At 42.0% G+C, this 25,093-nt stretch carries 20 protein-coding genes and 1 pseudogene; 14 read left to right on the forward strand and 7 right to left on the reverse strand.

All coding sequences use genetic code 11. The annotated features are described in order from the left end of the window. The first annotated feature begins 101 nt into the window (after positions 1-101). From OGM16_11690 to OGM16_11710, 5 genes and pseudogenes are all read left to right on the forward strand, one after another. Positions 102-449, forward strand: a pseudogene (locus OGM16_11690) (lytic transglycosylase domain-containing protein). 464 nt (positions 450-913) lie between these two features. Beyond that, complete coding sequence (locus tag OGM16_11695; GenBank protein UYJ45482.1) at positions 914-1,774, forward strand: flagellin; 861 nt, start codon at positions 914-916, stop codon at positions 1,772-1,774. A 162-nt stretch (positions 1,775-1,936) separates the two neighbouring features. Continuing rightward, positions 1,937-2,761, forward strand: coding sequence for a flagellin (locus tag OGM16_11700; GenBank protein ID UYJ45483.1), 825 nt, complete (start codon positions 1,937-1,939; stop codon positions 2,759-2,761). Between the two features lie 228 nt (positions 2,762-2,989). Continuing rightward, positions 2,990-3,445: an IS200/IS605 family transposase gene (gene tnpA / locus OGM16_11705; GenBank protein ID UYJ45484.1), complete on the forward strand. Its 456-nt coding sequence runs from the start codon at positions 2,990-2,992 to the stop codon at positions 3,443-3,445. A 231-nt stretch (positions 3,446-3,676) separates the two neighbouring features. Next, positions 3,677-5,005 (forward strand): glycosyltransferase, encoded by a 1,329-nt coding sequence (locus tag OGM16_11710; protein ID UYJ45485.1) that lies wholly within the window; start codon positions 3,677-3,679, stop codon positions 5,003-5,005. Here OGM16_11710 and OGM16_11715 read toward each other — a convergent pair. The 5 genes from OGM16_11715 to OGM16_11735 form a co-directional block, all read right to left on the reverse strand. After that, on the reverse strand, positions 4,942-5,895 hold the full coding sequence (locus OGM16_11715) for a C39 family peptidase (GenBank protein ID UYJ45486.1): 954 nt from the start codon (positions 5,893-5,895) through the stop codon (positions 4,942-4,944). The two genes, OGM16_11710 and OGM16_11715, sit on opposite strands and share 64 nt — an antisense overlap. Positions 5,896-5,957: 62 nt before the next feature. Further along, positions 5,958-7,040: a chemotaxis response regulator protein-glutamate methylesterase gene (locus OGM16_11720; protein ID UYJ45487.1), complete on the reverse strand. Its 1,083-nt coding sequence runs from the start codon at positions 7,038-7,040 to the stop codon at positions 5,958-5,960. 57 nt (positions 7,041-7,097) lie between these two features. After that, complete coding sequence (locus OGM16_11725; GenBank protein UYJ45488.1) at positions 7,098-7,910, reverse strand: protein-glutamate O-methyltransferase CheR; 813 nt, start codon at positions 7,908-7,910, stop codon at positions 7,098-7,100. Positions 7,911-8,023: 113 nt separating this feature from the next. Beyond that, positions 8,024-8,491 (reverse strand): chemotaxis protein CheW, encoded by a 468-nt coding sequence (locus tag OGM16_11730; protein ID UYJ45489.1) that lies wholly within the window; start codon positions 8,489-8,491, stop codon positions 8,024-8,026. 15 nt (positions 8,492-8,506) lie between these two features. Next, positions 8,507-10,594 carry a chemotaxis protein CheA gene (locus OGM16_11735; GenBank protein UYJ45490.1) on the reverse strand — a complete coding sequence of 696 codons (2,088 nt, stop codon included), beginning with the start codon at positions 10,592-10,594 and terminating at the stop codon, positions 8,507-8,509. A gap of 190 nt (positions 10,595-10,784) precedes the next feature. Between OGM16_11735 and OGM16_11740 the strand changes: the two genes are divergently transcribed. From OGM16_11740 to OGM16_11775, 8 genes are all read left to right on the forward strand, one after another. Continuing rightward, positions 10,785-13,220, forward strand: a complete 2,436-nt coding sequence (locus tag OGM16_11740; protein ID UYJ45491.1) for a hypothetical protein — start codon at positions 10,785-10,787, stop codon at positions 13,218-13,220. A 13-nt stretch (positions 13,221-13,233) separates the two neighbouring features. Continuing rightward, positions 13,234-14,043: an EAL domain-containing protein gene (locus OGM16_11745; GenBank protein UYJ45492.1), complete on the forward strand. Its 810-nt coding sequence runs from the start codon at positions 13,234-13,236 to the stop codon at positions 14,041-14,043. A gap of 105 nt (positions 14,044-14,148) precedes the next feature. Further along, positions 14,149-15,927 carry a methyl-accepting chemotaxis protein gene (locus OGM16_11750; GenBank protein ID UYJ45493.1) on the forward strand — a complete coding sequence of 593 codons (1,779 nt, stop codon included), beginning with the start codon at positions 14,149-14,151 and terminating at the stop codon, positions 15,925-15,927. 96 nt (positions 15,928-16,023) lie between these two features. Then, positions 16,024-16,908 (forward strand): LicD family protein, encoded by an 885-nt coding sequence (locus OGM16_11755; GenBank protein UYJ45494.1) that lies wholly within the window; start codon positions 16,024-16,026, stop codon positions 16,906-16,908. Continuing rightward, positions 16,905-18,500, forward strand: a complete 1,596-nt coding sequence (locus tag OGM16_11760) for an NTP transferase domain-containing protein (GenBank protein UYJ45495.1) — start codon at positions 16,905-16,907, stop codon at positions 18,498-18,500. Before OGM16_11755 ends, OGM16_11760 begins: the two co-directional genes overlap by 4 nt. Beyond that, positions 18,500-19,216: a 2-C-methyl-D-erythritol 4-phosphate cytidylyltransferase gene (locus OGM16_11765; protein ID UYJ45496.1), complete on the forward strand. Its 717-nt coding sequence runs from the start codon at positions 18,500-18,502 to the stop codon at positions 19,214-19,216. The genes OGM16_11760 and OGM16_11765 overlap by 1 nt, the downstream gene beginning before the upstream one ends. A 464-nt stretch (positions 19,217-19,680) precedes the next feature. Continuing rightward, complete coding sequence (locus OGM16_11770) at positions 19,681-19,953, forward strand: transposase family protein (GenBank protein ID UYJ45497.1); 273 nt, start codon at positions 19,681-19,683, stop codon at positions 19,951-19,953. Between the two features lie 338 nt (positions 19,954-20,291). Then, positions 20,292-21,200 carry an Rpn family recombination-promoting nuclease/putative transposase gene (locus tag OGM16_11775; GenBank protein UYJ45498.1) on the forward strand — a complete coding sequence of 303 codons (909 nt, stop codon included), beginning with the start codon at positions 20,292-20,294 and terminating at the stop codon, positions 21,198-21,200. 184 nt (positions 21,201-21,384) lie between these two features. Here the strand turns inward: OGM16_11775 and OGM16_11780 are convergent, their stop codons facing one another. Then, positions 21,385-22,773 (reverse strand): alanine:cation symporter family protein, encoded by a 1,389-nt coding sequence (locus OGM16_11780; protein UYJ45499.1) that lies wholly within the window; start codon positions 22,771-22,773, stop codon positions 21,385-21,387. Positions 22,774-22,978: 205 nt separating this feature from the next. Further along, the gene (locus tag OGM16_11785) at positions 22,979-23,113 is read right to left on the reverse strand and encodes a hypothetical protein (protein UYJ45500.1); all 135 of its coding nucleotides are present in this window, start codon (positions 23,111-23,113) and stop codon (positions 22,979-22,981) included. A gap of 213 nt (positions 23,114-23,326) precedes the next feature. Between OGM16_11785 and OGM16_11790 the strand changes: the two genes are divergently transcribed. Beyond that, complete coding sequence (locus tag OGM16_11790) at positions 23,327-25,039, forward strand: IS1634 family transposase (protein ID UYJ45501.1); 1,713 nt, start codon at positions 23,327-23,329, stop codon at positions 25,037-25,039. The last annotated feature ends 54 nt before the right edge of the window (positions 25,040-25,093 follow it).

Consider the following 25,093-nt stretch of genomic DNA (forward strand, 5'->3'; position numbering starts at 1 on the left):
TAAAGTTAGCTGCACAGGCAGCAGATCAGACACAAAAGACAACACCGGTCCAGGAATTTCAGGGGATACTGAAAAATGGGCTGAATACCATAAAAGAAGATATGGATTCTATTTTCGAAGAAGCTTCTGCTTTATATCAGATCCCTTCTAAACTTCTCAGGGCGGTGGCAAAGGCGGAGTCAGGGTTTAATCCAAAGGCTGTATCCAAAGCAGGGGCTATGGGCGTGATGCAGCTGATGCCGGGAACAGCCCGTTCTCTTGGAGTAAGCGATCCTTACAATGCCAGACAAAATATCCTTGGAGGGGCAAAATACTTAAAACAAAATCTGGACCGGTTCGGAGGAGACGTAAGCCTTGCATTGGCAGCCTATAACGCTGGACCGGGCAGTGTGACCAAATACGGAGGCATCCCACCATATAAAGAAACCCAGAATTATGTAAAAAAGATCATGGCAGATTATACGGGAAACAATACGATCCTGGCAGGACGTACGGTGAGCACCGGAACATATGGTAAAACATCCGTAAATGCAGCAGTGAACAGCCTTACAGGAAGCAATTTCACGGCAAGCAGCCTGACAGCAGGCAGTCTTTTAGGCAGCTTTGCGGGAAATGCCGGTCTGTCCGGCGCCGGCAGCCTTGGTACACTTCTGGCAGCAGGAAAGGGAGAGAACCTTTCCGGGGAAGACTGGTCTAATATGGTGCAGATCCTCCGTCTTCAGATGATGATGAATATGGGTAAGGATACGGGTACGCTGATCTGACAGACAGATACCGGATTGCTGCGTGCTTTGCACTCCCGCAATTCCGGCCTTTTGACCCTGGTATCAATAAAATAAGGCATTTTGCCGATAATAAAAACAAATGGTTATTTAATGATATTCATAGAAGATACAAAGGAAGGTGAAACATCATGCAGGTGCAGAATAACATAGCATCCATAAATGCTGCCAGAAATCAGGGGATCGAAACAGGAAAGCTGAAAAAGTCCCTTGAAAAGCTGTCTTCCGGCTTTAGGATCGTCCGTGCAGGAGATGATGCAGCTGGCCTGACGATCTCGGAAGGTATGCGCAGCAGGATCAACAGCCTGAACCAGGCGATGAAAAACATTGATGACGGCATCGGACTTACCAATGTAGGAGATGGCGCTTTGACAGAGGTCCATTCCATGCTCCAGAGACTGAAGACTCTGGCTTTAAAATCTGCAAATGGAACTTACGATCAATCCAACAGGGAAACCTTGAACATGGAAAAAGACCAGATCCTTGAGGAGATTGACAGGATTGGTTCTACCACTAAATTTGGAGAAATCTCCCTGTTTTCCAGGGCAGATGCCAAGACAGATACAACGCTCTGGCAGCCGCCAAAGCTGGATGATACGATCCCGCTCCAGATCGGCGGTTCTGCTCAGACTGGAGAAGTTCTGGATGTAGAACGCTATTATATAGGAAAAAAGGAGCTTAAGCTGGATAAGACAGATTTTTCTAAAGTAGAAAAGGGACAAGAATCTGTGGGATACATTGAAAACGCGATAGAGGCTGTTTCTAAAGTCAGGGCATCCTTTGGAGCTGCTTATATGCATCTGGAGCATACTCACAATAACTTAAGTGTTACAAGTGAAAATATGCAGGCGGCAGAAAGCCAGATCCGTGATACCAATATGGCAGAGGAGATCACAAAATATACCAGCAGTAACATCGTCCTACAGTCCTCTAATATGATGCTTACAAATGCAAATAATCTCCCTCAGACCATACTTGAACTTTTAAAATAAAAATGAAAGAAATAATGAAAAACAGGCTTATGTTTTTTTTACATAAGACGATATATATATAGAAAGAAAATTCTGCTGTTCCAGAATGGGCCCTTGGGACAATAGAAGACAGAGGAAAGGAGTCCACTGCCATATTTTCTTTTATAAAAGGAGGAATTCATTATGGTAATTCAGCATAATATTGCAGCGATCAATTCTTACAGAAACTTAAGTATCAACCAGAACGCACTGAGCAAAAACTTAGAGAAGCTGTCTTCCGGTTACAAGATCAACCGTGCAGGCGATGACGCAGCAGGTCTGGCTATTTCCGAGACCATGCGTTCCCAGATTAATGGTTTAAACCAGGCTGTAAACAACGCAAACGATGCAGTTGGTCTGATCCAGACAGCAGAAGGTGCTATGACAGAGACCCACTCCATGCTTCAGCGTATGAAGACTCTGACTACCCAGGCAGCAAACGGTACTTATACCTCAACTGCAAGAGGCAACATCAAGGCTGAGCTTGATGCACTGAACAAAGAGATTACTCGTATCGCTACTACTACAGCGTTCAACGGTGAGACACCTTTAAAGCCTGCAAAGAAGGATACCCCACTTACATTCTTTATCGGTGCTAGTGCAGATTCGACCAACGCAATGACCGTTGAACAGCAGAATATGACAGCTGAAGAATTAAAGGTTAATGATCTTAAGGTATCTAACACAACTGAGGCATTCAATTCAATGGCATCTGTAGATGCTGCAATTGAGAAAGTATCTACTTACCGTGCACAGCTTGGTGCTGCCCAGAACCGTCTGGAGCATACGGTAAACAACCTGAAGGTTACTTCTGAGAACATTACCTCTGCGGAAAGCCGTATCCGTGATACAGATATGGCAGATGAGATCACAGCTTATACAAAGAACAACATTCTTTTACAGGCTGCTCAGTCTATGCTTTCCCAGTCCAACGCTATGCCTCAGGGTGTATTAAGCATGCTGCAGTAATCTTGAAATTGATTCTGCATCTTTTAGGGGATCTGCTTTGCGCAGATCCTCTTTTTATGGACTTTAGTCTGTTGAGCCCATTGGAGTTTTTCGTTGTTCCGAAAAATGGAGATGGGCGAAACAATAAACCACCCGCTATGCGGGTGCGCGTCGATTGTTATACAAAAAATCACCTTTCCGTTTACAATAGAGTTGTTCAGGCTGTATTGCAGAAAGGAAAGGTAATTTATGGCGAAGAAAGAAAATTCACTTGCGCATATGAAATGGATGTGCAAATATCATATCGTCTTCACACCTAAGTATAGACGAAAAATAATTTACAATCAATACAAAGCGGATATAAGAGATATTATAAAACAATTGTGTAGTTATAAAGGTGTTGAAATTATTGAGGGTCATCTAATGCCAGATCATATCCATATGTTAGTAAGTATTCCGCCAAAGATAAGTGTATCATCATTCATGGGATATTTAAAAGGGAAAAGTGCGCTTATGATATTCGATAAACACGCAAATTTAAAGTATAAATTTGGAAATCGTCATTTCTGGGCAGAAGGATATTATGTTAGCACAGTAGGATTAAATGAGGCTACAATAAAAAAATATATCCAAGAGCAGGAAAAGCATGATATAGCAATGGATAAGCTAAGTGTAAAGGAATATGAAGACCCTTTTAAGGGTTAATGCCAAGTAGTAACAATACCCTTTAAGGGGTAGCGACGAGTCAAGAGCAATATGGCTTGAACGGAGCTGTGGGAAGGCTGTGTAAACAGAATTCCCACAGTCTAAAGAGAAAGCCAGCGCCTTGAGACGCTGGCCTAGTAACAAGGGCTTATAGCCCTAGTGCAAACCACCCGTTGGACGGGTGGTTATGATTTTAAATATGTCCTTTAGAACTTAAAAAGAAGGTAACGGATGATGAAAAAAACCATATCACAGTGTATGATCGTGAAAAATGAAGAAAAAAATATCCGCCGCGCCCTTTCCTGGGGGAAGGATATTATGTGTGAACAGATCGTAGTAGATACAGGCAGCAGTGACCGTACCGTGGAGATTGCCAGGGAAATGGGGGCAAAGATATTTTTTTTCCCATGGATCAATGATTTTGCTGCTGCCAAAAATTTTGCCATTGACCAGGCAAAAGGAGACTGGATCGCCTTTCTTGATGCAGATGAAAGCTTTACTCCGGAGGAAACAGCGAAGATTCCGGAGATATTGGAATATGTGGGAGAAGATGTAGACGGCCTTCTTACAGGGATCGCAAATCTGGATGAAAATAACAATATCACAAACGGCGGTACTATGATCCGATTCTTTGTAAACCGGCCGGAGCTGCGCTATGTAGGAAAAATACATGAACACCTGGTCAGAAAAGGAAGATCCGGACTGCATCTGACAGATGCTACACAGCAGCTGGCTTTCCTCCATACCGGTTACCAGGAACAGGAGAAGAAGGATAAGTCCAAATTTGAAAGGAATCTGAACATTATCCTGGAGATCCTGAAGCAGGAGCCTGAAAATTGTGATTATCTTGGATATCTGGGAGATACCTATTCTTCAGGCGGAAAAAAGGAAGAAGCAAGGGATGCATACAAAAAGGCGGTGGCAGCCATGCCGGAAAAACTGGGGGTATATGATCAGCGAAGTTCTTATACCTATACAAACCTGTTAAGGGTCTCCCAGTGCCTGAACGCACTGGAAGCCGAGGTGGAAGCTATTTACAAAGAAGCAGTGGAAAAGCTTCCGAAAGAGCCTGATTTTGACTGTGTTATGGGGGACTGGTACTGGAGAAAGGGGCAATATGAAAAAGCGGTACAGATGTATGAACTGGCTATAGCAAAGCTGGAAACCTATGGAACAGTGAACAGGGGGATCTTTACCACTTCCATGCTGATCCAGATGTATGAGTGTCTGGGAGAAGGCTGCAGGAAGCTGGGAGATTACCAGAAAGCGGTCCGCTATTGTGTGATCGTACTGAATACTGACCACAAAGATATGAATGCGCTGCTGACTCTGATCAACTGTTTTACAGAGAGCAATGTCGGCGCAGAAGAGGTAGTTCAGTTTTTAGGGAAGATTTATGATTATTCAGATATAAAAGACAAGGTGATCCTTCTGCGGGTGGCTATGGCGATGGGCAGAAAAGACCTGGAGCGGATGTTCAGGGGCATCCTCCTTCCTCAGGAGAGGGAAGAGTTTGATGCAGCCATGGAAACGGCCCAGAGCGGGGCACCGCTGTCATAGACTTTTTTCAACTCTTCCATGAGAAGAGGAAGCTCCCATTCGCAGGTGCTGTTATCAAAGCTGTTAGGATCTGCGATAGAAACATTTCCGTCAGGAAGGAGTTTTGTGATCAGGAGAAAGTGACCGTTTTGTGTCAGGCTTCCCTTACCCATAAGGGCGACCAGGATATGACCGGAAGAAAGAAGGGAAGCTGCGTTTTGGGGAGAATGGTCTGTTACAGATTCTACCTGAAAGCCATAGGCAGTAAGGACAGATGGGATCAGACTGTGATAGGAGCCGCTCTGGGGGGCATAATAGCCATTGGCAGCAGACCAGTCTGCGATAGTTACCGGGGTAATGGCTTCTCCGCCATTTGTGAAGCTGGAGATGAGCATGGCAGCAGCAGTAGGACCACATCCATACTGGAGCATGGGATCTGAACCGCCGTAGAGATAACTGCTCCAGCGGGTATCTCCCTGATTATAGTAGTACATCGGTCCCATACAGGTATCCAGGATGGCAGCATCTAAAGAATTGCCGTCTGATCCCGGTTTTGCCTCCATATCCAGGTTTTCTGCTTTACCAAGGATTACCGGAGAGGTCTTTGAGGTGATAGAAGATGTATCTGGGACTCCCTGTGTTCCGGAAGTATCCTTTGAAAGCTCTGTCCTTGGTTGTGCTTCCTGTTCTGTCTGGTTCTGTTTTTTAAAAAAGTCTTCCAGCTCCTGAAATTTACGGTGGCTGGCATTCTGTACAAAGTAAATGCCAGATCTGACCTCATCTACGACCTGGGAAGAAAAGCCCGGGCAGAAATAAAAGCTCAGGCTGGCAGTGATCACTGAAACCGTACCGGTGATAGACAGCTGTATCACCCTTTTCGCAAATCGGAACTGCTTCAATGTTTTATTCATATATTTCTTTTGGTTCTTTGAATTTACACCTTTCATTTTTTATCCATTCATTTCTAAATATATTAACGAAGGGATACACGGGCCAGCACAGTCTGTCCAATGGTACTTAAAGGGCACTGTTGGCATACAGCGCCGATCTTATGTGCCTCCATAGGCATGCCGTATACAACACAGCTGTTTTTGTCCTGACCAATTGTATAGGCGCCGTTTTTGCGCATGCGCAAAAGACCGGCAGCTCCATCTGCTCCCATTCCTGTGAGAAGAACGCCGATGGCGTGTTCCCGCACATGTAATGCAACTGAGTCAAAAAGCACATCCACGGAAGGTCTGTGTCCGTTTACCTTTTCTCCTTCCTGTACACTGACTGCATAGGAGTTTCCAAGAGGTACCACACGCATCTGCAGACCTCCGGGAGCTAAAAGCATGAGACCTTTGCGGATCCGGTCCCCGTTTTTCGCCTCCCGTACTTCCATTTTGCAGATCCTGTTTAAGCGCTCTGCATACATGGCTGTAAAACCGGCAGGCATGTGCTGGGTGATAACAACTCCGGGAGTATCTGCAGGAAAATTCTTTACTACCTCGAGAATGGCTTCTGTACCGCCTGTAGATGCTCCGATAGCGATCACTGTTTCAGGGGAAGCACCCAGAGGAATCTTTGGTTTCTGCAGGAAAGTATTTCTGGCAGGAGGTAAAGAAGAAACCTTGCGGATACCGCCTGCCTGAGGGTCTGCAGGAGCAGAAGGAAGGTGTACGTGGGAAGCAGCCGCTACCACAAGTTTGGAGCGGAGTGTAGAAAGAAAGATCTCTTTAGACAGTCCATTGGCTTCATCCGGTTTCCGTACAAAATCCACAGCTCCTGCTTCCAGGGCATCAAAAACCCTCAGGTTCAGGGAAGATACCAGAATCACCGGGATAGGGTGGACAGGAAGCAGCTGCTTTAAAAAATCAATGCCTGACATTCCCGGCATTTCAATATCCAGGGTAAGCATATCCGGCTGCAGCTTGGGGATCTTTTCCTGGGCATCAAAGGCATTTATAGCATATCCTACAACCTGGAAGCGGTCATCCTCAGAGAGAGAACGGATCAGCCAGGTGCGGAACAAGGGTGAATCATCCACCACCATTAATTTTAATTTATGATCCATGATCATAATGCCTCCTTAATAAGATAACTGTAATAACGTATGAGATAACCTACGGGATCAGATCTTTCGGTAAATAGCCGGTTCAATATAGGAAAACGGGCAGTTTTCCTTATCCAGGCTTTCAGAATGTCCGATAAATAAGTAGCCTCCCGGAGCGGTAGCATCATAAAAGCGCCTTACTAGTGCCGCCTTCGTAGGACGATCAAAATAGATCATCACGTTTCTGCAGAAGATCAGGTCAAACTTTTTGCGGAAATGGATGGGATCCATCAAGTTAAAGGAACGAAAAATCACATTTTTTCTTAAAGCATCTGAAACAGTATAGGTTTTATATCCTATGGGAACAAAATAGCGTTCCTGCCAGGAAGGCGGAAGCTCTTTTAAGCTTTCAAGGGAATATCTGGGATCCATGGCAGAATCCAGAACACGCTGGGAAATGTCCGTAGCAAGGATACGTGTATCCCAGCTTCCGGGAATAGCGGAAAAATATTCTTTCAGATACATAGAAATGTTATAAGGTTCTTCACCGGAGGAGCAGCCGGCACTCCAGATCGCAATAGAACGGTCCCGGGAATGCTTGTTTGCAAGCTCAGGAAGAATCTGCTTCTGGAGAAAGTCAAAATGTTCTTTTTCCCGCATAAAATAGGTATAGTTGGTAGTCAGCTTGTTTAACATAACAGAAACCATCTCAGGATCTTTACCTGAGATGATCTCATCTATGTATTCTGTAAAACTATGAAACCCTTTCTGCTGCAGCATATTAGTAAGACGGCTGGTGATCAGCTGTTTTTTGTGGCTCAGATTGATGCCATAGTGCTGTTGGATATAAGTGTAAAGACGGTTAAAATCCCCGTCACTTAATGTAAGCATTGTATGACCTCCTTAGGAATCGGATGTACTCTCGGAGTCTTTCCTGCACCTGCCTTTGCGGCTGACAAAAAATCTTCTCGCAAAATCAAGTACAAAAAGATTCCGGGAGTACATTAAGAGCTGACCAGGGACTTGCAGTCAAAAGACATAAGCACAGTCCCATTTTCAAGTGTGATCATACCATCTAACAGCTTCTGTCTGCGTTTGATAGGGATCGGACGTACATCCTGAAGATCAATATCGATCACCTGCTGCACAGAATCCACAACGATGCATACAGGAAGATCGTCTACATTTAAAACGATAAAGCAGGTCTTACTGTTATATTCCAAAGCAGGCTTGCCCATATAGAGCCGTATATCTACTACCGGAAGGATCTGACCACGCAGATTGATGATTCCTTTAATATAATCAGGTACCAGTGGAAGATGAGTGATCGCACAGTCATTGATGATCTCCGTTACGTTATTGATACTTAAAAACAGAGTCATATCTCCCGACTCAAAGGTAAGACAGCGTTCAACGGACTGGTTTTCAGCCGGTACGTCTGTCTGGATATTTGTTTCTGTTACTTCAGCCATTTTAAAACCTCCTGTTTACGCATTCTCTACAGCTATGGAATATAAGCTGAGGATATCCAGAATGATGCTGATATTGCCATCACCCATAATGGTACAGCCGGTGATGCCGTGGTCTTTCAGGTTAAATTCACTGAGAAAAGCAGGAAGCGGCTTTACTACCACCTGCTGCTCGCCGATCAGATCATCTACAAACAGGCAGTAAGAACGGTCATTTGCTTCCACCCATAAAAGGATACCGTCTTCCATCTGGGTAACCTCAGTTGGAAGGTGATAGAAGGAATGGAGACGGACGATAGGATAAAAATGGTCAACACGTTCTACCATTTCATTGCCATATTCATCTTTGATCACCTGATCTGCTTTTACCTTAAAGGACTGACGGATATTGGCGATAGGTATAGTAAAAATAGAATCACCTACCGTTACTTTCATTCCATCTACAATAGCCAGAGTCAGCGGGATCTTCATGGAAATAGTAGTTCCTTCTCCGTAGGTACTGGATACAGAAACGATACCGCCTAAGGATTCTACATTTTTCTTCACAACATCCATTCCAACACCACGACCGGAATATTCAGTTACCGCTGTATTGGTGGAAAATCCGGGAAGCATGATCAGCCCCAGGATCTCCTTCTGGCTGTATTCAGAATCAGGCTTGGTCAGCATGTTCTTTGACCGGGCTTTTTCAAGAATCTTATGGGGATCCATGCCATATCCGTCATCTTTAACGGAGATAACAACCTCACTGCTGGTATGGGAAGCGGAAAGAACGATCTCGCCCTGGGGATCCTTACCGGCAGCAATACGTTCCTGGGCTGTTTCTTCAATCCCATGATCCATGCTGTTACGCACGATATGCATGATAGGATCCTGTATATTGTCTACGATCGTCTTATCTACCTCAGTATCTTCACCTACAATGGTCAGACGGACGTCTTTTCCCAGGCTTTGCTTCATATCACGCACAATACGGTTCATTTTCTGGAATACGCCGGAAATCGGGACCATGCGTAAAGACATGGCAATATCCTGCAGATCATTGGTAAGTTTACGCAGCTGGCGTGCTGATTTCATAAAATTATCCCTGTTGTCCCTTGGCAGCAGGTTTAATTCAGGGGAAGATGTGACCATGGATTCTGTGATAACGATCTCACCAACAATATCCATCAGGCTGTCCAGCTTCATCAGGTTGACACTGATCAGATTCTGCTTGACCGGGGTATGAGTAAGCTGCGGAGCCACTTTTTTTGCAGCTGTATCCGGGGATGAAGCTGTTGATGCAGGTGATTTGGAAGGGGAAACTTTTTTTGTTTCGACTGTCGGAGCCGGAGCTGCTTTTGGGTCATCTACAAGCTCGTAAGAACGGATATGGTTCTGTGTCTTTAAGATCCCTTCAGCTTTGGAAGCATCTTCCCTGGAGTTAAAGGCAAGGAAAAATCCATTTTCTGCAATCGTCTGGGAAGTATCCTGATCTGTTTCCATATCACTGGGGTAAAAACGGAAGTTTACATCACATTCCTTTACTGCGTTTACGATCATGTAAGCACGCAGATTCTCCATTCCCACGCCTTCTTCCAGAAAAACATGGAAAAAGCAGGCTGCATCCTTATCATCAGGAAGAGAAGAAGGAGCAGCAGCACCAGAAGCTGCAGGTGCAGCCTGTGAAGCTTCCGGCTGTGCAGGTGCAGTACCACTGATCTTCTTCAAAAAAGAATTGATCTCATTGGAGAACGCATCAATATCAGTAGAAAGAGGTACGCCCTGTTCTACCTTCTCAATCTCGCTCCTTAAGTAATCTTCTGAACGGAACATCAGGTTGAAAAGCTCTTTCTTATGCTCAGGATCCAGAGTTTCTATCCCTTTATCACGGATATAAAAAAATACATCTTCAATATGATGGGCGATCGTGGAGATCGAATTAAATTCCATCATTGCAGAAGAGCCTTTGATCGTATGCATGATACGGAAGATCTCATTTACGTCATCGGCGGAAAAATCACCGTTTTTCTCATCAGCAACCAGCATTTCGTCTAACTGGTCTAAAAGATTGTTTTCTTCATAAAGGTATGTATCCAGAATACTGCTGTCCATACCACTGCTCATATTGTACACCGCCTTTTTTCATAATAATCAGAATAGTATTTCTTTAAACCTTATCGGCGGTGGTTGAAAATGGATAAGGGAAATTCAAAAAAGAAACAGTGAATTGATAAAACAGTTATAAAAAAAAAGAAAACGCCGATAAAATTTTATGAAATGGGATATCTGATCATTTTTGGAGGAAACCGTAAAAATGTCCATCAAAAGAAGAGAAAAAAGAAGACTTTTACAGACAGCAGCCCTTTTAATGCGAGCAAATGAAAGAGTGTACATGGGATTTGGCCAGAATACAGAAGAAGTGATGATCGATGCGCTTTCGCAATCTCAGGAAACAGCCCTTTGGTTGGGAACAGAGCTGGAAAATGTGGGAAAAGCAGATCTGGTCCCCCTTCTGGAAGTATATTGTGAAGATCTTTATGAGATGAGCCAGAACCTTCACAGTAAAAAACAGATGGCGAAGCTGTACAAAAAAATAAAGAAAGAATTGAAACTCTTATATGACCATATAGAGAACGAGATTGAAACAGACCGTCTCTGTTTTGTCTTTCTTCCATATAAAGTGTCTATGTGGGATTCTATGGAAACCGTCTGGAAAGCGGCAGATAAGGATCCGGATTGTGATGCTTATGTTGTACCGATCCCCTATTTTGATAAAGACCAGGAAGGAAATCTTGCAGTAGAACACTACGAGGGAGATCAGTATCCACCAGATGTTCCTGTCACAGATTACCGCACATTCCGCCTGGAAGATAAAAAACCGGATGCGGTGTTTATCCACAATCCATATGACCAGAACAATATATTGACCAGTGTCCATCCTGATTTTTATAGCAGCAGATTGAAGAAATATGCAGATCAGCTGGTATATCTTCCTTATTATACCACAGCAAGCACAGATAATGTGGAGTCTGTGAAATGTCAGGAGAGAAGCGCCGGTTTTGTGACTTTATCGGGGCCTGTTAATGCAGACTGTATTGTTACGGCAACAGAGCAGGAGAGGGAGCTTTTTATCAATATCCTGTGTTCCTGGATTAAAGGAGTTCAGGCAGAACAATGGGAAGAGAAGGTACAAAACTTTGGATCACCAAAGATTGAACGTGTTCGTGATACGAAAAGACAAGATGGATCTCTTCCGGAAAAATGGCAGGAATGTCTTTACAGTCCTGACGGATCCAGGAAAAAGACAGTATTTTACGGTCTTTCCATTGAGGCACTTTTAAACCAGCCGGATATGATGAAAAAAATAGAAGAAGTCTTACTTTATTTTAAAACAAGAAAAGACCTTGCTTTGTGGCTGCGTCCTCACCCACTGTATGAACAGACACTGAAGGTGATGCGGCCCCAGCTTTTACAGAAATATAGAGAACTTCTGGCTTCTTATGAAGAAGAAGGCTGGGGAATCCTGGACAACGGATACGATCTTGATCTTGCCATTGCTTCCTGCGACTGCTATTACGGGGATTACAGCTCTGTAGCCCAGTTGTTCTGGGAAACAGGAAAACCGGTTTTATATCAGGATTCCCGGGTAAGAGAAAAGGAATGTAAGATACCATGCTGGCCGGGAGCTTTTTGGGAAGATGAAAAAGAAGTGTGGTTTGTTCACGGAAAAGTAAACCTGCTGTTTCATTATGATAAACAAATGGACAGACTTTCCTGCATAGGAAAGATTCCGGGAGAATTGGCATTTAAGGGAGACCTGTTCCGTTCTGTTGTACGGGTAGAAGACAGACTGTATCTTGTCCCATATTTTGCCAGAAACCTGGCCATTTACCATATAGATAAGGATCAGTTTGAGTCCGTACAGATCCGTGATGCAGAGCATTTTATAGAACAGCCGTTATTCCTGAAAGGCTTTCAGAGAGGTAATGTACTATATTGTATGCCTGCATGGTACAACAGCATCCTTTGCATCGATCTTACTTCCGGGCATGTGACCTATACAATGGTGGACAAGAATAAAGTACGTGGTATTCCGGGGGTATTTGGCGGGGCTGTTTCTATAGGCAGAAACATTTTATGTCCGCAGACTTATAAAAAACGATGGCTGATCCTGAACACGGATACAGGAAAAGTATCCTGGTGCAGTTTTGCAGATCCGGAAAGGGAAATCACTTCGGTTACAGTTTGTGGTGATACTCTGGTATTTTTCGATGCCAGAACAGGATGCATCCTGAAAGAAACCAGAGAAGAGGGAAAAATAGAAGAGCTTTTATATATTGACAGCAACGAAATACAGCTATATGCAGTATCCGAAAATGAAGTGATCGCAGATGATCTGGGATCAGGAACCTATTTAAAGTTTTGTCTGGATGGAACAGTGGTTTGGAGAAAGGAACGGAAAGAAGAAAAGACCGTATTAGGCAGCAGATTTAGGAAAGTTACAGAAGGAGAAAAAAACTGTGATATCCGTTTTACAGAGCAGGAATATCAGGAATGGAATTCTCCGTCAGCAGCAATTTATAAGGATATCCTTCCCACAGATCTGTATTATGTAGAGGAGGAAAATGAAGTCCTCACGCTGGACAAATGGCTTTCTCTCTGTGACCGGATCCAGATGCCAGTACCAGATGATAGACACAGCGGAGAAATGATCAAGGACTATGTAAAAAGCAAGCTTGCAAATGGATGAAAAGAGAAAAATTATGCAAAGTTATTTTGAAAGTGCATTGCCTTATCTTAAGGTTTTTTATCAGCCGATCTACAATTTAAATGAAAAGAAACTGAATGTTGCAGAAGCACTTTTACGATATGATGATGGCCACCATCAGAATATTGAACAGGTGATCCGCAAAGCAGAGGAAATGGGCTATGTCAGCTGTTTTGATCTGTGGGTTTTAAATAAAGTGTTAGAACAGCTGCCAGAGCTGAAAAAAAGAAACATTGAAAGAATAAATGTAAATCTGTCCCCGGTCACATGCTCCAGCGTGGAATCAGAAAAGAAAATCTTTGCCATGCTAGATCAATGTACATCAGATATATCTGTTATATGTTTTGAAATCACAGAAAGTAATCAAATACAGAATATGCAGCAAGTCATTGAGCTGGCAGAAAAACTGATGAAAAGAGGATGCCACATAGCTATTGATGATTTTGGAAAAGAAGAGTCAAATCTCCTGCGGCTTATGCAGATGCCGTTTTCTGTGTTGAAAATAGACAAGGCAGTTACATGGACTATAGATACAACAAGTTTTTCAAAAGACCTTATTTCGGAGATCATATATTTTTTTCACAAATATGGGATTCAGATCACGGCTGAGGGGATAGAAAACCAGCTCCAGGCGAAAGAACTTTCGGATATGGGCTGTGATTTCCTTCAGGGTTATCTGATCTCGAAGCCAGTATCGTTTGAAGATTTTTGTGCATTTATAGATGCTCATAATAAAAAAGAGTCTGCAGGATGGAAAGAAACACTGGAAGAAACAGGAAAAAAGAACCATAGAAAAGAAAAATGAAAAACCAAATATCCCTTATGATTTTTCGCTACTTGCCGAATAATAAAAGTAGGGATTAAATTCCACAATATTCCACGAAAGAAATAACAAAGAGAGGGAAGGAACATGAAGAACCGTAATATGAAGCAAAAAATCACGATTGCTTTTGGAGCAGTAGTCATCTGTTTTTTTGTAACAGTTGGCGCGCTGTTTTATGGAATGATCAACATCAGCACACAGTATAACCAGTTCTATAAAAATAACCACGAAGCGATCGTACGTGTAGACAAGGTAAAAATCTATATGCTGGCAACAATCCAGAATCTGACGCAGGCTATGATTGATGATGACCCCACCGCCACAAAAACATATCTTTCAAACGTTGATTCGTATAGAGACGGCCTTGCGGAGAACGCAGGCTGGTTCATGGAGCGTTATAATGGAGATATGACACTGGTAAACCAGTTTCATACACAGCTTCAGGTAACTTCTGAGGTCACAAACAAGGTCTTAGAGTATCTGTCCACTGGTTCTGACCGTGCGAAAGAGCAGGCAAGGCTCACGTTTATCAATGAGTTTGACCCGGAAGTGTCCAAGCTGGAAGGAATTCTGGATCAGTTTAGCGATCAGGTGACAGACCTTGTTGGTAATGATTACAATTCTTCCATGAAGACCAGAACCATCCTGTTTATTGTAGGGATCATAATTGTTATCGTTGCACTGATCCTTACCGTTATTATGGCAACGATCCTGATACGTTCCGTAGTAGAGCCGGTAAAACAGTTGCAGGAAGCTATGGAAAAAATGAGACGCGGTAATATGGATATTGATATCGAGTACAAGGCAGAAGATGAGCTTGGAAAGCTTTCCGATGATTTGCGGTCTGTAGCAGCGTTCCTGAACGCGGTAGTGGCAGATGAGACAAATATCCTTACAGAGATGAGCCGCGGAAACTTTAATGTTTATTCTTCTATGTCAAAGGATTATGTAGGAAGCTTTGTTGCGATCTATAACTCTATGGTTCTTCTGAGAGATAATTTAAGCAGTACGCTTTCGAGTGTTACCCAGTCAGCTGATCAGGTGGCAGCAGGCTCCGATCAGGTATCCTCCGGAGCACAGGCATTATCCCAGGGTGCTACCGAGCAGGCTTCTTCCGTGGAAGAACTGGCAGCTACCATTAATGAGATTTCCAATAATGTTGAAAAAAATGCTGAAAATGCAAAGGCAGCCAGCGACATGGCTGATAATGTAAGAGAACAGGCAGGAGAAAGCAGACAGCGTATGCAGGAGATGCTTTCTGCCATGACGGACATCAGCAACAGCTCCAGTGAGATTGGAAAGATCATCAAGACGATTGAGGATATTGCATTCCAGACTAATATTCTTGCTTTGAACGCAGCCGTAGAAGCAGCCCGTGCAGGAGCAGCAGGAAAAGGATTTGCAGTAGTAGCAGACGAGGTTCGTAATCTTGCAGGAAAATCAGCAGAAGCTTCAAAGAATACTTCTGCTCTCATTGAAGGTTCTCTTCACGCAGTTGACCGTGGTACAAAGATTGCAAATGACACGGCTAAGGCATTGCAGCAGCTGACCGAAGGCGTTCAGGGAGTAGCACAGACCATTGAGGAGATCTCTTCTGCCAGCGAGTCACAGGCAGTTTCTGTAAAGCAAGTAAATGAGGGCATCAGCCAGATCTCCAGCGTTGTACAAAGCAATTCTGCAACGGCAGAAGAAAGTGCTGCAGCCAGTGAGGAGCTTTCCAGCCAGGCACAGCTCTTAAAGGATTTGGTAAGTAAATTCACATTAAAGGATGGTTCTGCGGATCCAGCACCACAGCCGGCCAGGAAAAGTGTGGATGTATCTGAACCGTCATCTATGATTTCTTACGGAGATAATGACAAATACTAAGGCTTTGGTTTAAAAAGAATAGATAGTGTGTATGAGCCCACAGCAGATTTTATTTTCTGTTGTGGGCTTGATTAAAGTTGGAAAGGAAACTGAAAAATGGCAGAGCCAAGAAAATTATCACCGGAAGAATTCAGGACAATGCAGTTGTTAGAATTAGATTTACTAATTGAGTTCGATCGTGTTTGTAGAAAGCATGGTATTAAATATTGCATTACTTGCGGAACATTACTAGGTGCTGTTAGGCACAAAGGTTATATTCCATGGGATGACGATTCAGATATTGCAATGCTTCGGGAAGAGTATGAGAAATTCAGGGCAGTTGCGGATGAAATGGATGCTTCTGTTTGCTACTTTCAAGATCACTATAATGATCCAGAATATCTTTGGCAATATGGAAAATTGCGTAGGACCGGAACTTCATTTGTCCGAGCAGGACAGGAACACATGAAAGGAAAAAACGGCGTCTGTGTAGACATTTTTGCTCTTGATGATTGCCCCAAAAGTGTGCTCGGAATGGAACTACAAGATTTATGGTGCTTCTTTTTAAGGAAAATATTGTATTCTCGTGTAGGAAAAGTTAATGAGACAGGCATGAAAAAAGCAATTTATAGCTTTCTCTCGGTGATTCCGGTCAAGTGGATATATGGAAGAGTTGAAAAGATGGCGAGCAGAAGCAATAATAGTACACCAAACAGAGTGAGAACCTTGTTGTTTCCGACATTTGGGAAACTCTATATGAAAAATGCACATCCAGCAAAAATACGATATGGAATGCCAAAGAGTTGGTTTTTGGATAGAGCGGAGTATGATTTTGAGGGACATAAATTTTACGGAACAAAGAACTATGATGCTTTTTTGAAATATGTCTATAATGATTATATGACATTGCCACCAAAGGAAAAGAGAACCTCCCATGCTTCTGTATCTAGCTTTAACTTTAATGTTCAAAGTAAAAGCGTTGATAGGGAGAAGGTAAAATGAAAAATGCGATTATACTAGCAGCAGGAAAATCTGATCGTTTTGCTCCGTTTACATATGAAAAACCCAAAGGCTTGTTTCGGGTAAAGGGCGAAATTCTCATAGAAAGACAGATAGAGCAACTAAAAGAATCAGGAATAGAAGACATTTATATAGTTATTGGCTATATGAAGGAAAAATTTTTCTATTTGGAGCAGAAGTATGGTGTTCATTTAGTTGTAAATAATGAGTTTGGCAAGAAGGGAAATCTCTATTCACTTTATGTGGTTAGACAATACCTTTCAAATTCATTTATTTGTTGTGCTGATCATTATTTTGTCACCAACCCGTTTATTGAGGAAAATTCGGACAACCGTTCATACCGTGCAGTATCATATCAGACTGGGAAATTCCGGGAATTTGGAGTTATGTGTTCAGATGCAGATGCGATCACCGATTTAACTATAGGTGGAAAAGACTCACTAGCCATGGTTGGACACGCATATATGAATGAGGGGTTTAGCCAAATATTTCGGAAACTTATGGAATCTGAAATAAATGACTTTGGTGTCGCTTCAATGTTTTGGGAAGAATTTTATGCAAAACATATGCGTCAGCTCACATTTTATAAAAAAGAGTTTTCGCCAAATGCAATTTTGGAATTTGATAGCATCGACGATCTACGAACGTTTGATTCGGAGTTTCTTTTGAATGTTGATTCGGAAATAATTACAAATATCTGCGAGACTTTAAAATGCAATCCTAATTCAATTATTGATATATCTGTGATTAATGCAGGACTTACCAATATTTCGTTTGCATTTGAGTGCAATGGAGAAAAGTATGTCTATCGTCATCCGGGTGGAACAGCAGGAAATTTGACTGATCGTCAATCAGAACTTTTTGCACAGTTGGCAGCAAAAAAGATAGGTATTGATAAATCCGTGATACATATGGAAATGGCAGGATGGAAGATTTCACATTATGTTCAGAATGCCAAAAACTGTAACTTTGAAAAATCAAATGAACAGCTGACAGTTGCAATGAAGTATTTGCATCGTTTGCATGAGGTCGAACCAGATGAAAGCGTAAAAATCTTTGATAATGTTGCAGAAGGTAAAAAATTGATGGACATTGCATCTGCAACAAAAGGAAATCTGCGAAAAGAGTTTGCTGATCTTGTTGAAAAAGTAGAAAGGCTATATCCATTGTTAAAGGCCGATGCTAAAAGATTAGGGTATGGTTTAGTTCTCTGCCACAATGATACATATGAACCAAACTATCTTTATGATGAAAAAGGAGAAATATACCTGATTGATTGGGAATACACTGGTTTAAACTATGCGGCGAATGATATTGGATGTATTTTATGTCGTTATGATTGGTCGGATGAGCAGATAGAGAGATACCTAAAGGCTTTTGTTGGTAGAACGTTAACGGAAGATGAACATCGGTATTATATTGCATTTATCCCTATTTCAGCGTTTTATTGGTTCTGTTGGGGGCTTTATAAAGGTAGCGTTGGCGATGATGACAGTTTTTTCTTCTTGCCATCTTACAGAAATTTGGTGAGATTTATTGACTTCGCATTGGAAAGTTATGGAGAAAAGGAATAATGGTCACAGCAATAATTCTTGCGGGTGGAGTTGGTTCTCGTGTGGGTGCAGGGCGTCCGAAGCAGTTTGTTGAAGTACTTGGAAAACCAGTTTTGGCATACACAATTGAAATTTTTCAGAACAATCCTCAGATAGACGCTATAGAGGTTGTTTGCCATAAGAAATGGAAAGAGTATCTTACGGGAATGATCGAACAATATGGTCTGAGCAAAGTAAAGTGGATTGCAGATGGCGGAGATACTTTTCAAGATTCTGTAATGGGCGGTATCAATAATTTAAAGGACAAAATCAAGCCTGATGATTATGTTATGATACAATATGGAGCAGCACCATTTACATCGGATAAAATTGTCAATGATGTGATCCGTGTGATGAAAGATAAAGGATCAGCTATTACAGCTACGCCATGTTATCAGTTGTTAGGAAGTAATGACGAAAATGCTACTAGCAAGACCTGGGTTGATAGGGATAAATATATTCAGATCGCATGTCCTTATGGGTTCAGATTTGATTATCTTCTGAATGTGTATAAGAGGGCAAAAGAGAAAGGCTTAATTGAAAAGGTCGAACCGCATACAACTTCTTTGATGTATGCTCTTGGAGATAGATTGTATCAGGCGTATGGAGATCAGACAAATATTAAAATTACAACAAAAGAAGATCTTGCGTTATTTGAGGGTTATGTACTATTGCAACAAAGAAAAATGAAGTTATGAAATTGATTTGATGAAATTAATGTACGTGAATTACCCCCCACTTAATTTCTGATGAAATTTGAAGTGGGGGCTTCTGAGGAGTCTTTTGACTCCAGTTTAAGAAGTTTGATATTTAAGTTTCCACCTGACTTCAGGCAATCCTTATTCTTACAGGCGTATCCACGTCGCCTCTAGCATATAGAGCATCTAAGCTCACAATGTTACTTTTACGCATGATGTTTGAAACCGGCACAAATAACAAGACATAAGTTGTCGATGAGAAATAAAAGGTTTGTACTTAGCTTACGCCAAATTCAGTATCTAGAAGAACTTTTAGAAGCTTAAAAAATAACAGAAAGCAGAATTGATGTCAGATGATCGTTCGTGTGTTTGTCGTGAGGCGAAAGCACGACAAACGCATGAGTAAATAAATTGTGAACACGCCCCCTTTTTTGTTAAAATTAAAAGAAAAGGGGTGTTAGTATATGCAAGAATTATTAGATTGGATGGAATATATTGAAGATGATCGCCAGCAAAGAAAAGTTCGTCATACATTAAAGGATATTCTTGTTATTGTGTTGTTTGCAACATTAGCAAATGCAGATGACTGGGTAGAAATGGCATTATTTGCAGAAAATTATCAGGATTATCTTCGCAAATATATAGAGTTAAAAAACGGAATACCATCTCATGATACAATAAGACGCGTAATGGGAATGATATCACCAGAAATCCTGCAGCAGCTCTATGGAAAATAGCAGGATCGTTTAAATCAGGACGATGGGGAACTGCTGAAGAAGATCATCTGTATCGATGGAAAAACCATGCGTTCCAATAAAAGAGGAGATGGGAAGGTGGCCCACATTGTATCAGCATGGAGTAAGGAGGATGGTTTTTGCCTTGGTCAAAAAGCAGTTGAAGAAAAAAGCAAATTGCTTATATAGTATTTTCAAATACTGTGAAGAAACACTTTGGGATTTTTTCGGTGGGTGTTCTGAAATCATTTCCAGCAGGTACTCTGAAAAAAACATTGCACCTGAGGGGGATTTGTGCTAATCTATCCTTATAGGATTCCTCTGTATCACGGAGGAAGAAAATGGGTAAAAAAGCACTGGAAGAATTGGTATTTCACGACGATTTTATGTTCGCAGCTGTTATGATGGATGCGGAAAACTGCAGGTGTTTCCTTGAGCGCGTGCTGGAAATGAAAATAGGAAGAGTAGAGATCAGCAGGGAACATGGTTTCTTCTTTAATCCGGAAAACAAAAGCATCCGCATGGATGTATTTGCAAAGGATGAGGATCAGACGCATTATGATATTGAGATGCAGCTGGTAAAAAAAGACAGCCTGGAAAGGCGCAGCCGCTATTATCACAGCCAGATGGATATGGAAATGCTGGAAAAAGGAAGAAGTTACAGCGAACTGGCAGATGCATATGTCATTTTCATTTGCGACTTTGATCCCCTTGGTCAAAAAAAGTGCCGGTATACCATCCGCAAATACTGTGAAGAAACCGGGAATGCATTTGGAGATGGAGTCTGCACTATTTTTCTGAACACAAACGGAGAAAACCGCGGAGAAGTACCAAAAGAACTGACAGCATTGCTTGATTTTGTGAAGGCAGATCTGGCAGGAAGTGAAGCTGAATATGAAGATACACTGGTAAAACAGCTTCAGGATTCCATGCGCCGGGTCAAAAGAAGCCGGAAGATGGGGGAACGCTATATGATGTTTGAACAGTATATGAAAGAATATGTTCAGGAACATGCAGATGAAATCCGTGAAGAAGCCAGAGAAGAAGGCCTTGCAGAAGGGCGTGCGAAAGGTCTTGAGGAAGGACGTGCAGAAGGACGTGCGGAAGGGCAAGCAGAAGGGCGAGCAGAAATGGCCAGGTTGAATAAATTATATGCCAGTCTTCTGGCATCTGGCCGTTCGTCAGACCTGCAGCGGGCACTGGACGATCCGGAATATCTGAAACAGCTATTAGAAAAAACAGGATCCTGATGTTCAAGATCAGGATCCGTCGTTATACAGTCTGTGTATAATGTTAAAAAGTCAGGTCCATATCTTGTGGACCATCTTTGTCTGAATGACAAAATCTATTTGTATTAAGTATCTGATGATCATGGTCGTTTCGGCCAAATTTCAAAATAGATACAGGGGAATTCTATAAAAAGCTGCGTACGCATTATTGGTGTGTACGCAGTTTCTCATATTCTGCCAGTGCAGATAATGCTTCACCGGAAAGCGGGATAAGAACAGCTAGATTAAAAATGGTCATCAGCCCGATGCCTACATCTCCCAGGTCCCATACTACAGTATACGTCTGGATGCCGCCCACAAAGAGCATGACCAGAGCTAAAATTTTATAAAGAGTCTGCCAAAGCCAGCGGTTTCCGAAAAGATAGGATACATTGGACCGGGCATAAAAGAGGATGCCCAGAAAAGTTGAAAAACTGAACAGTGCCAGGATAACAGCTACAAAGACCACACCGAAGCTTCCAAGGTGGTAGTTCATGGCAGCCTGTAAAAGTTCCATTCCCATAAGTCCGCATGTAAGTTCATCCGGAACCAGGAGCAGGATAAAGGCGGTACAGCTGCAGATCACAATGGTATCAATAAATACACCTAAAGCCTGGATCAGTCCCATTTTTACAGGTTCCTTTTCATCAGCAGCAGCGGCTGCACAGGGAGCAGAACCAGAGCCAGCTTCATTGGAGAAAAGTCCGCGTTTTACACCATTCATCAACACAGCGCCAAAACCACCGCCGGCTACAGCACGAAGACCAAAAGCTTCTTTAAAAATTCTGGAAAATACCCCTGGAAGCTGTCCAATATGGGTTATGATAATAAAAACAGTAATAATAAAATAGAGAGCGGCCATTACCGGAACAATGATGTCCAGTGCCTTTACAGTTGCATTTTTCCGAAGCACGATCACAGCAGATAAGATCACCAGTATCACAGTAGTGATAATAGGTGGTATGGAAAAGGCATTTTCAAAGGCAGAAGCAACGGAGTTACTGATCACCTGGCTGATACCGCACCAGCATAACAGGCCGGAAAAGGCAAATAAAACAGCAATTACAGAATGGCGCAGTTTTTGTCCACGCATTTTTTCTGCATAATAGTGGATATAGTAAGCAGGTCCGCCGTGATAACCGCCGTATAAAGGATCTTTTTCCTTATGGATCTGGGCCAGTGTTGCTTCTATAAAAGCAGTGGCAGAACCTAAAATGGCAGTCAGCCACATCCAGAACACAGCACCTGCACCTCCGGCAGAAACAGCAGCCACTACACCTACCAGATTTCCCATACCAACCCGGGTAGCAGTAGATACAAAAAGGGTCTGCAGCGGTGACAAACTGCTGTCCTTTCCTTTCTTTTCTGATAATGAGCGCACCATATCCGGGAAAAGACGTACGGATACGAAATTTGTGCGGAAGGTAAAGTAAATGCCTGTTGGGATCAGAAGAAGTACAAGCAGGGGGATTCCCATGGAAAATGCCCCGAATTTAAGAGTGAATAGATCACCCCACAGAAAACGGTAAAAAGCTTCGATTATATGAACGATCATAACTTATCTCCAGTCATTTTTCATTTCCGGTTTTTAAAAGCGTAAAAGTACCTGAACACACTTAAACGCTTTAAAGAGCCAGTCTATCTATTGTACAACGTTTTCATTGATTTGTAAAACTATAAAATGTAAAAAGTCTATTGCCTATGAAAATGTAAAAAAGTCTATTACGTGGATGTTACCATCAGGTGAAATGTAGGTTTAGTCACTGATAACTTCTGGCTGTTTCATGATACACCCGGGTGATCTCCTGAAGGATATCCATATGGATAAAATCTTTTTTATATACAATTTTGGTCTCCCGCATCATGCTTAGATTTTCAATAGGCAAAACTGCCATTTTTCCCTTCTTCTGTTCTCTGGCGCAGGCACTTTGGGGCAGAATCCCGTCTTTAGGATTTAGCACTATTACTTTTGGGAGTAATAAAATCCCCCTTTTATTATAAACCGACATATTTGCTGGTTTTTTTGTTGCTAAAAATATTTGACAAAGTTTGTTTTTACCCTTTGCATATATAGTGCTATAGTGTTATAATGGAGAAGGGTGATTTATATGTCTTATTTCTTAAAGAAAACAAACAATAAAAAGGGTACTTATTTACAGATCTACGAAAGTTATTATGATCCTACTCGAAAATGCGGTGCTCATCGTTCTTACAAACCTCTGGGGTATGTACACGAACTTCAGGCTACCGGCATTGAGGATCCGATTGCTGTTTTTACCAAAGAGGTCCAGAAACTTAATCAGAAATGCAAACAGAAAAAACAGGCAGAAAAAGAACAACAGATCTCCGATGTGTCTCCCGAAAAACATCTGGGGTATTTTCCTTTAAAAAATATCAATGACTCTCTCGGCTGTAAGCGGTTTATTGATCTCATGCAGACGGCAACTAATTTCAGATTTAACATTTTTGATATGATGTCTGCTTTAATTTATGCAAGAACAGTCCATCCCTGTTCGAAATCAAAAACTTATGATGAGGTTATCCCAAATCTCTTTGAAAACCACGATTTTTCACTGGACCAGCTGTATTCCGGTCTGGAGTACATTGGCTCCGAATACGAAAAGGTGATCGAGATCTATAACCACCAGATCAATCAGACATATCCGCTTGATACGGTCCACACATACTTTGATTGTACAAACTTTTACTTTGAGATTGATAAAGAAGATGATTTCCGACTGAAAGGCCCCTCAAAAGAAAACCGCAGGGAACCGATCGTCGGTATGGGCCTGCTCCTGGATGCCAACCAGATCCCTATCGGTATGAAAATGTATCCTGGGAATGAAAGTGAAAAACCCGTTATACGCAACATCATTGATGATCTTAAAAAACGCAGTCACATATCCGGCAGAACGATCCAGATCGCGGATAAGGGACTTAACTGCTTTAATAACATCGCACACGCATTGAAAGCTGGCGATGGATACATCTTCTCCAAATCTGTAAAAACTCTTCCTGAGACGGAAAAAACATGGGTCCTGCTTGAAAATGACTATGCAGACGTTAAGAACAAAAGAGGAGAGATACTGTACCGTATCAAGGAATGCGTAGATGATTTTTCTTATTCCTACACAGATACCGCTGGACATAAAAAAACAGTAAAACTTACAGAAAAACGGATCGTAACATTCAATCCAAAACTTGCCGCAAAACAGAAATATGAAATAAACCGGCAGGTCGAGAAAGCAAAGAAGCTCAAAGCCAGTCAGGCAAAAAGATCCGAATATGGCGATAGTTCTAAATATGTTTCTTTTATTCCCACTAATAAAAAGGGAGAAGAAACAGAGGGTGCTGTAAAAGTTGAAATAAACGAAAAATCCATTGAGAATGCCCGCAAATTTGCAGGTTATAACATGATCGTTACTTCAGAGATCCACATGGCTGCGTCCAAGGTGTATGCTGCCTACCATAATCTCTGGCGCATTGAAGAATCTTTCCGTGTCATGAAATCCCAGCTTGATGCAAGACCTGTATATTTACAAAAACAGGAAACGATCACCGGACATTTCCTCATTTGTTACCTTGCGGTACTGCTGACCAGGATCTTACAGATACACATCTTAAAAAACCAGTATGGTACCGAAGAGATATTTGATTTCATACGTGACTTCAGAGTTGCAAAAATATCTGACCGAAAATATATAAACTTATCACGGAATTCTTCTTTTATAAAGTTTTTTTCCGATCATACCGGACTTCCATTAACCTCTTATTTTATGGGTAATACCGATATTAAAAAAGTGCTGAGCCATAGATTTTAGTCCATGGCTTAGCACTATTTCTTCAGTTCAACTCCGAAAGACAGGTTTCATTGA

The sequence above is a fragment of the Lachnospiraceae bacterium genome, assembly GCA_025758065.1.
GTDB lineage: Bacteria > Bacillota > Clostridia > Lachnospirales > Lachnospiraceae > Enterocloster.

Bases quoted from the DNA above. Each gene is read 5' to 3' on its own strand.
- OGM16_11775 (UYJ45498.1), top strand. From the start codon at position 20,292: ATGGGTAAAAAAGCACTGGAAGAATTGGTATTTCACGACGATTTTATG.
- OGM16_11745 (UYJ45492.1), top strand. From the start codon at position 13,234: ATGCAAAGTTATTTTGAAAGTGCATTGCCTTATCTTAAGGTTTTTTAT.
- OGM16_11740 (UYJ45491.1), top strand. From the start codon at position 10,785: ATGTCCATCAAAAGAAGAGAAAAAAGAAGACTTTTACAGACAGCAGCC.
- OGM16_11765 (UYJ45496.1), top strand. From the start codon at position 18,500: ATGGTCACAGCAATAATTCTTGCGGGTGGAGTTGGTTCTCGTGTGGGT.
- OGM16_11695 (UYJ45482.1), top strand. From the start codon at position 914: ATGCAGGTGCAGAATAACATAGCATCCATAAATGCTGCCAGAAATCAG.
- OGM16_11790 (UYJ45501.1), top strand. From the start codon at position 23,327: ATGTCTTATTTCTTAAAGAAAACAAACAATAAAAAGGGTACTTATTTA.
- OGM16_11760 (UYJ45495.1), top strand. From the start codon at position 16,905: ATGAAAAATGCGATTATACTAGCAGCAGGAAAATCTGATCGTTTTGCT.
- OGM16_11750 (UYJ45493.1), top strand. From the start codon at position 14,149: ATGAAGAACCGTAATATGAAGCAAAAAATCACGATTGCTTTTGGAGCA.
- OGM16_11720 (UYJ45487.1), bottom strand. From the start codon at position 7,040: ATGGATCATAAATTAAAATTAATGGTGGTGGATGATTCACCCTTGTTC.
- OGM16_11755 (UYJ45494.1), top strand. From the start codon at position 16,024: ATGGCAGAGCCAAGAAAATTATCACCGGAAGAATTCAGGACAATGCAG.
- OGM16_11715 (UYJ45486.1), bottom strand. From the start codon at position 5,895: ATGAATAAAACATTGAAGCAGTTCCGATTTGCGAAAAGGGTGATACAG.
- OGM16_11735 (UYJ45490.1), bottom strand. From the start codon at position 10,594: ATGAGCAGTGGTATGGACAGCAGTATTCTGGATACATACCTTTATGAA.
- OGM16_11770 (UYJ45497.1), top strand. From the start codon at position 19,681: ATGCAAGAATTATTAGATTGGATGGAATATATTGAAGATGATCGCCAG.
- tnpA (UYJ45484.1), top strand. From the start codon at position 2,990: ATGGCGAAGAAAGAAAATTCACTTGCGCATATGAAATGGATGTGCAAA.
- OGM16_11780 (UYJ45499.1), bottom strand. From the start codon at position 22,773: ATGATCGTTCATATAATCGAAGCTTTTTACCGTTTTCTGTGGGGTGAT.
- OGM16_11730 (UYJ45489.1), bottom strand. From the start codon at position 8,491: ATGGCTGAAGTAACAGAAACAAATATCCAGACAGACGTACCGGCTGAA.
- OGM16_11725 (UYJ45488.1), bottom strand. From the start codon at position 7,910: ATGCTTACATTAAGTGACGGGGATTTTAACCGTCTTTACACTTATATC.
- OGM16_11785 (UYJ45500.1), bottom strand. From the start codon at position 23,113: ATGGCAGTTTTGCCTATTGAAAATCTAAGCATGATGCGGGAGACCAAA.
- OGM16_11710 (UYJ45485.1), top strand. From the start codon at position 3,677: ATGATGAAAAAAACCATATCACAGTGTATGATCGTGAAAAATGAAGAA.
- OGM16_11700 (UYJ45483.1), top strand. From the start codon at position 1,937: ATGGTAATTCAGCATAATATTGCAGCGATCAATTCTTACAGAAACTTA.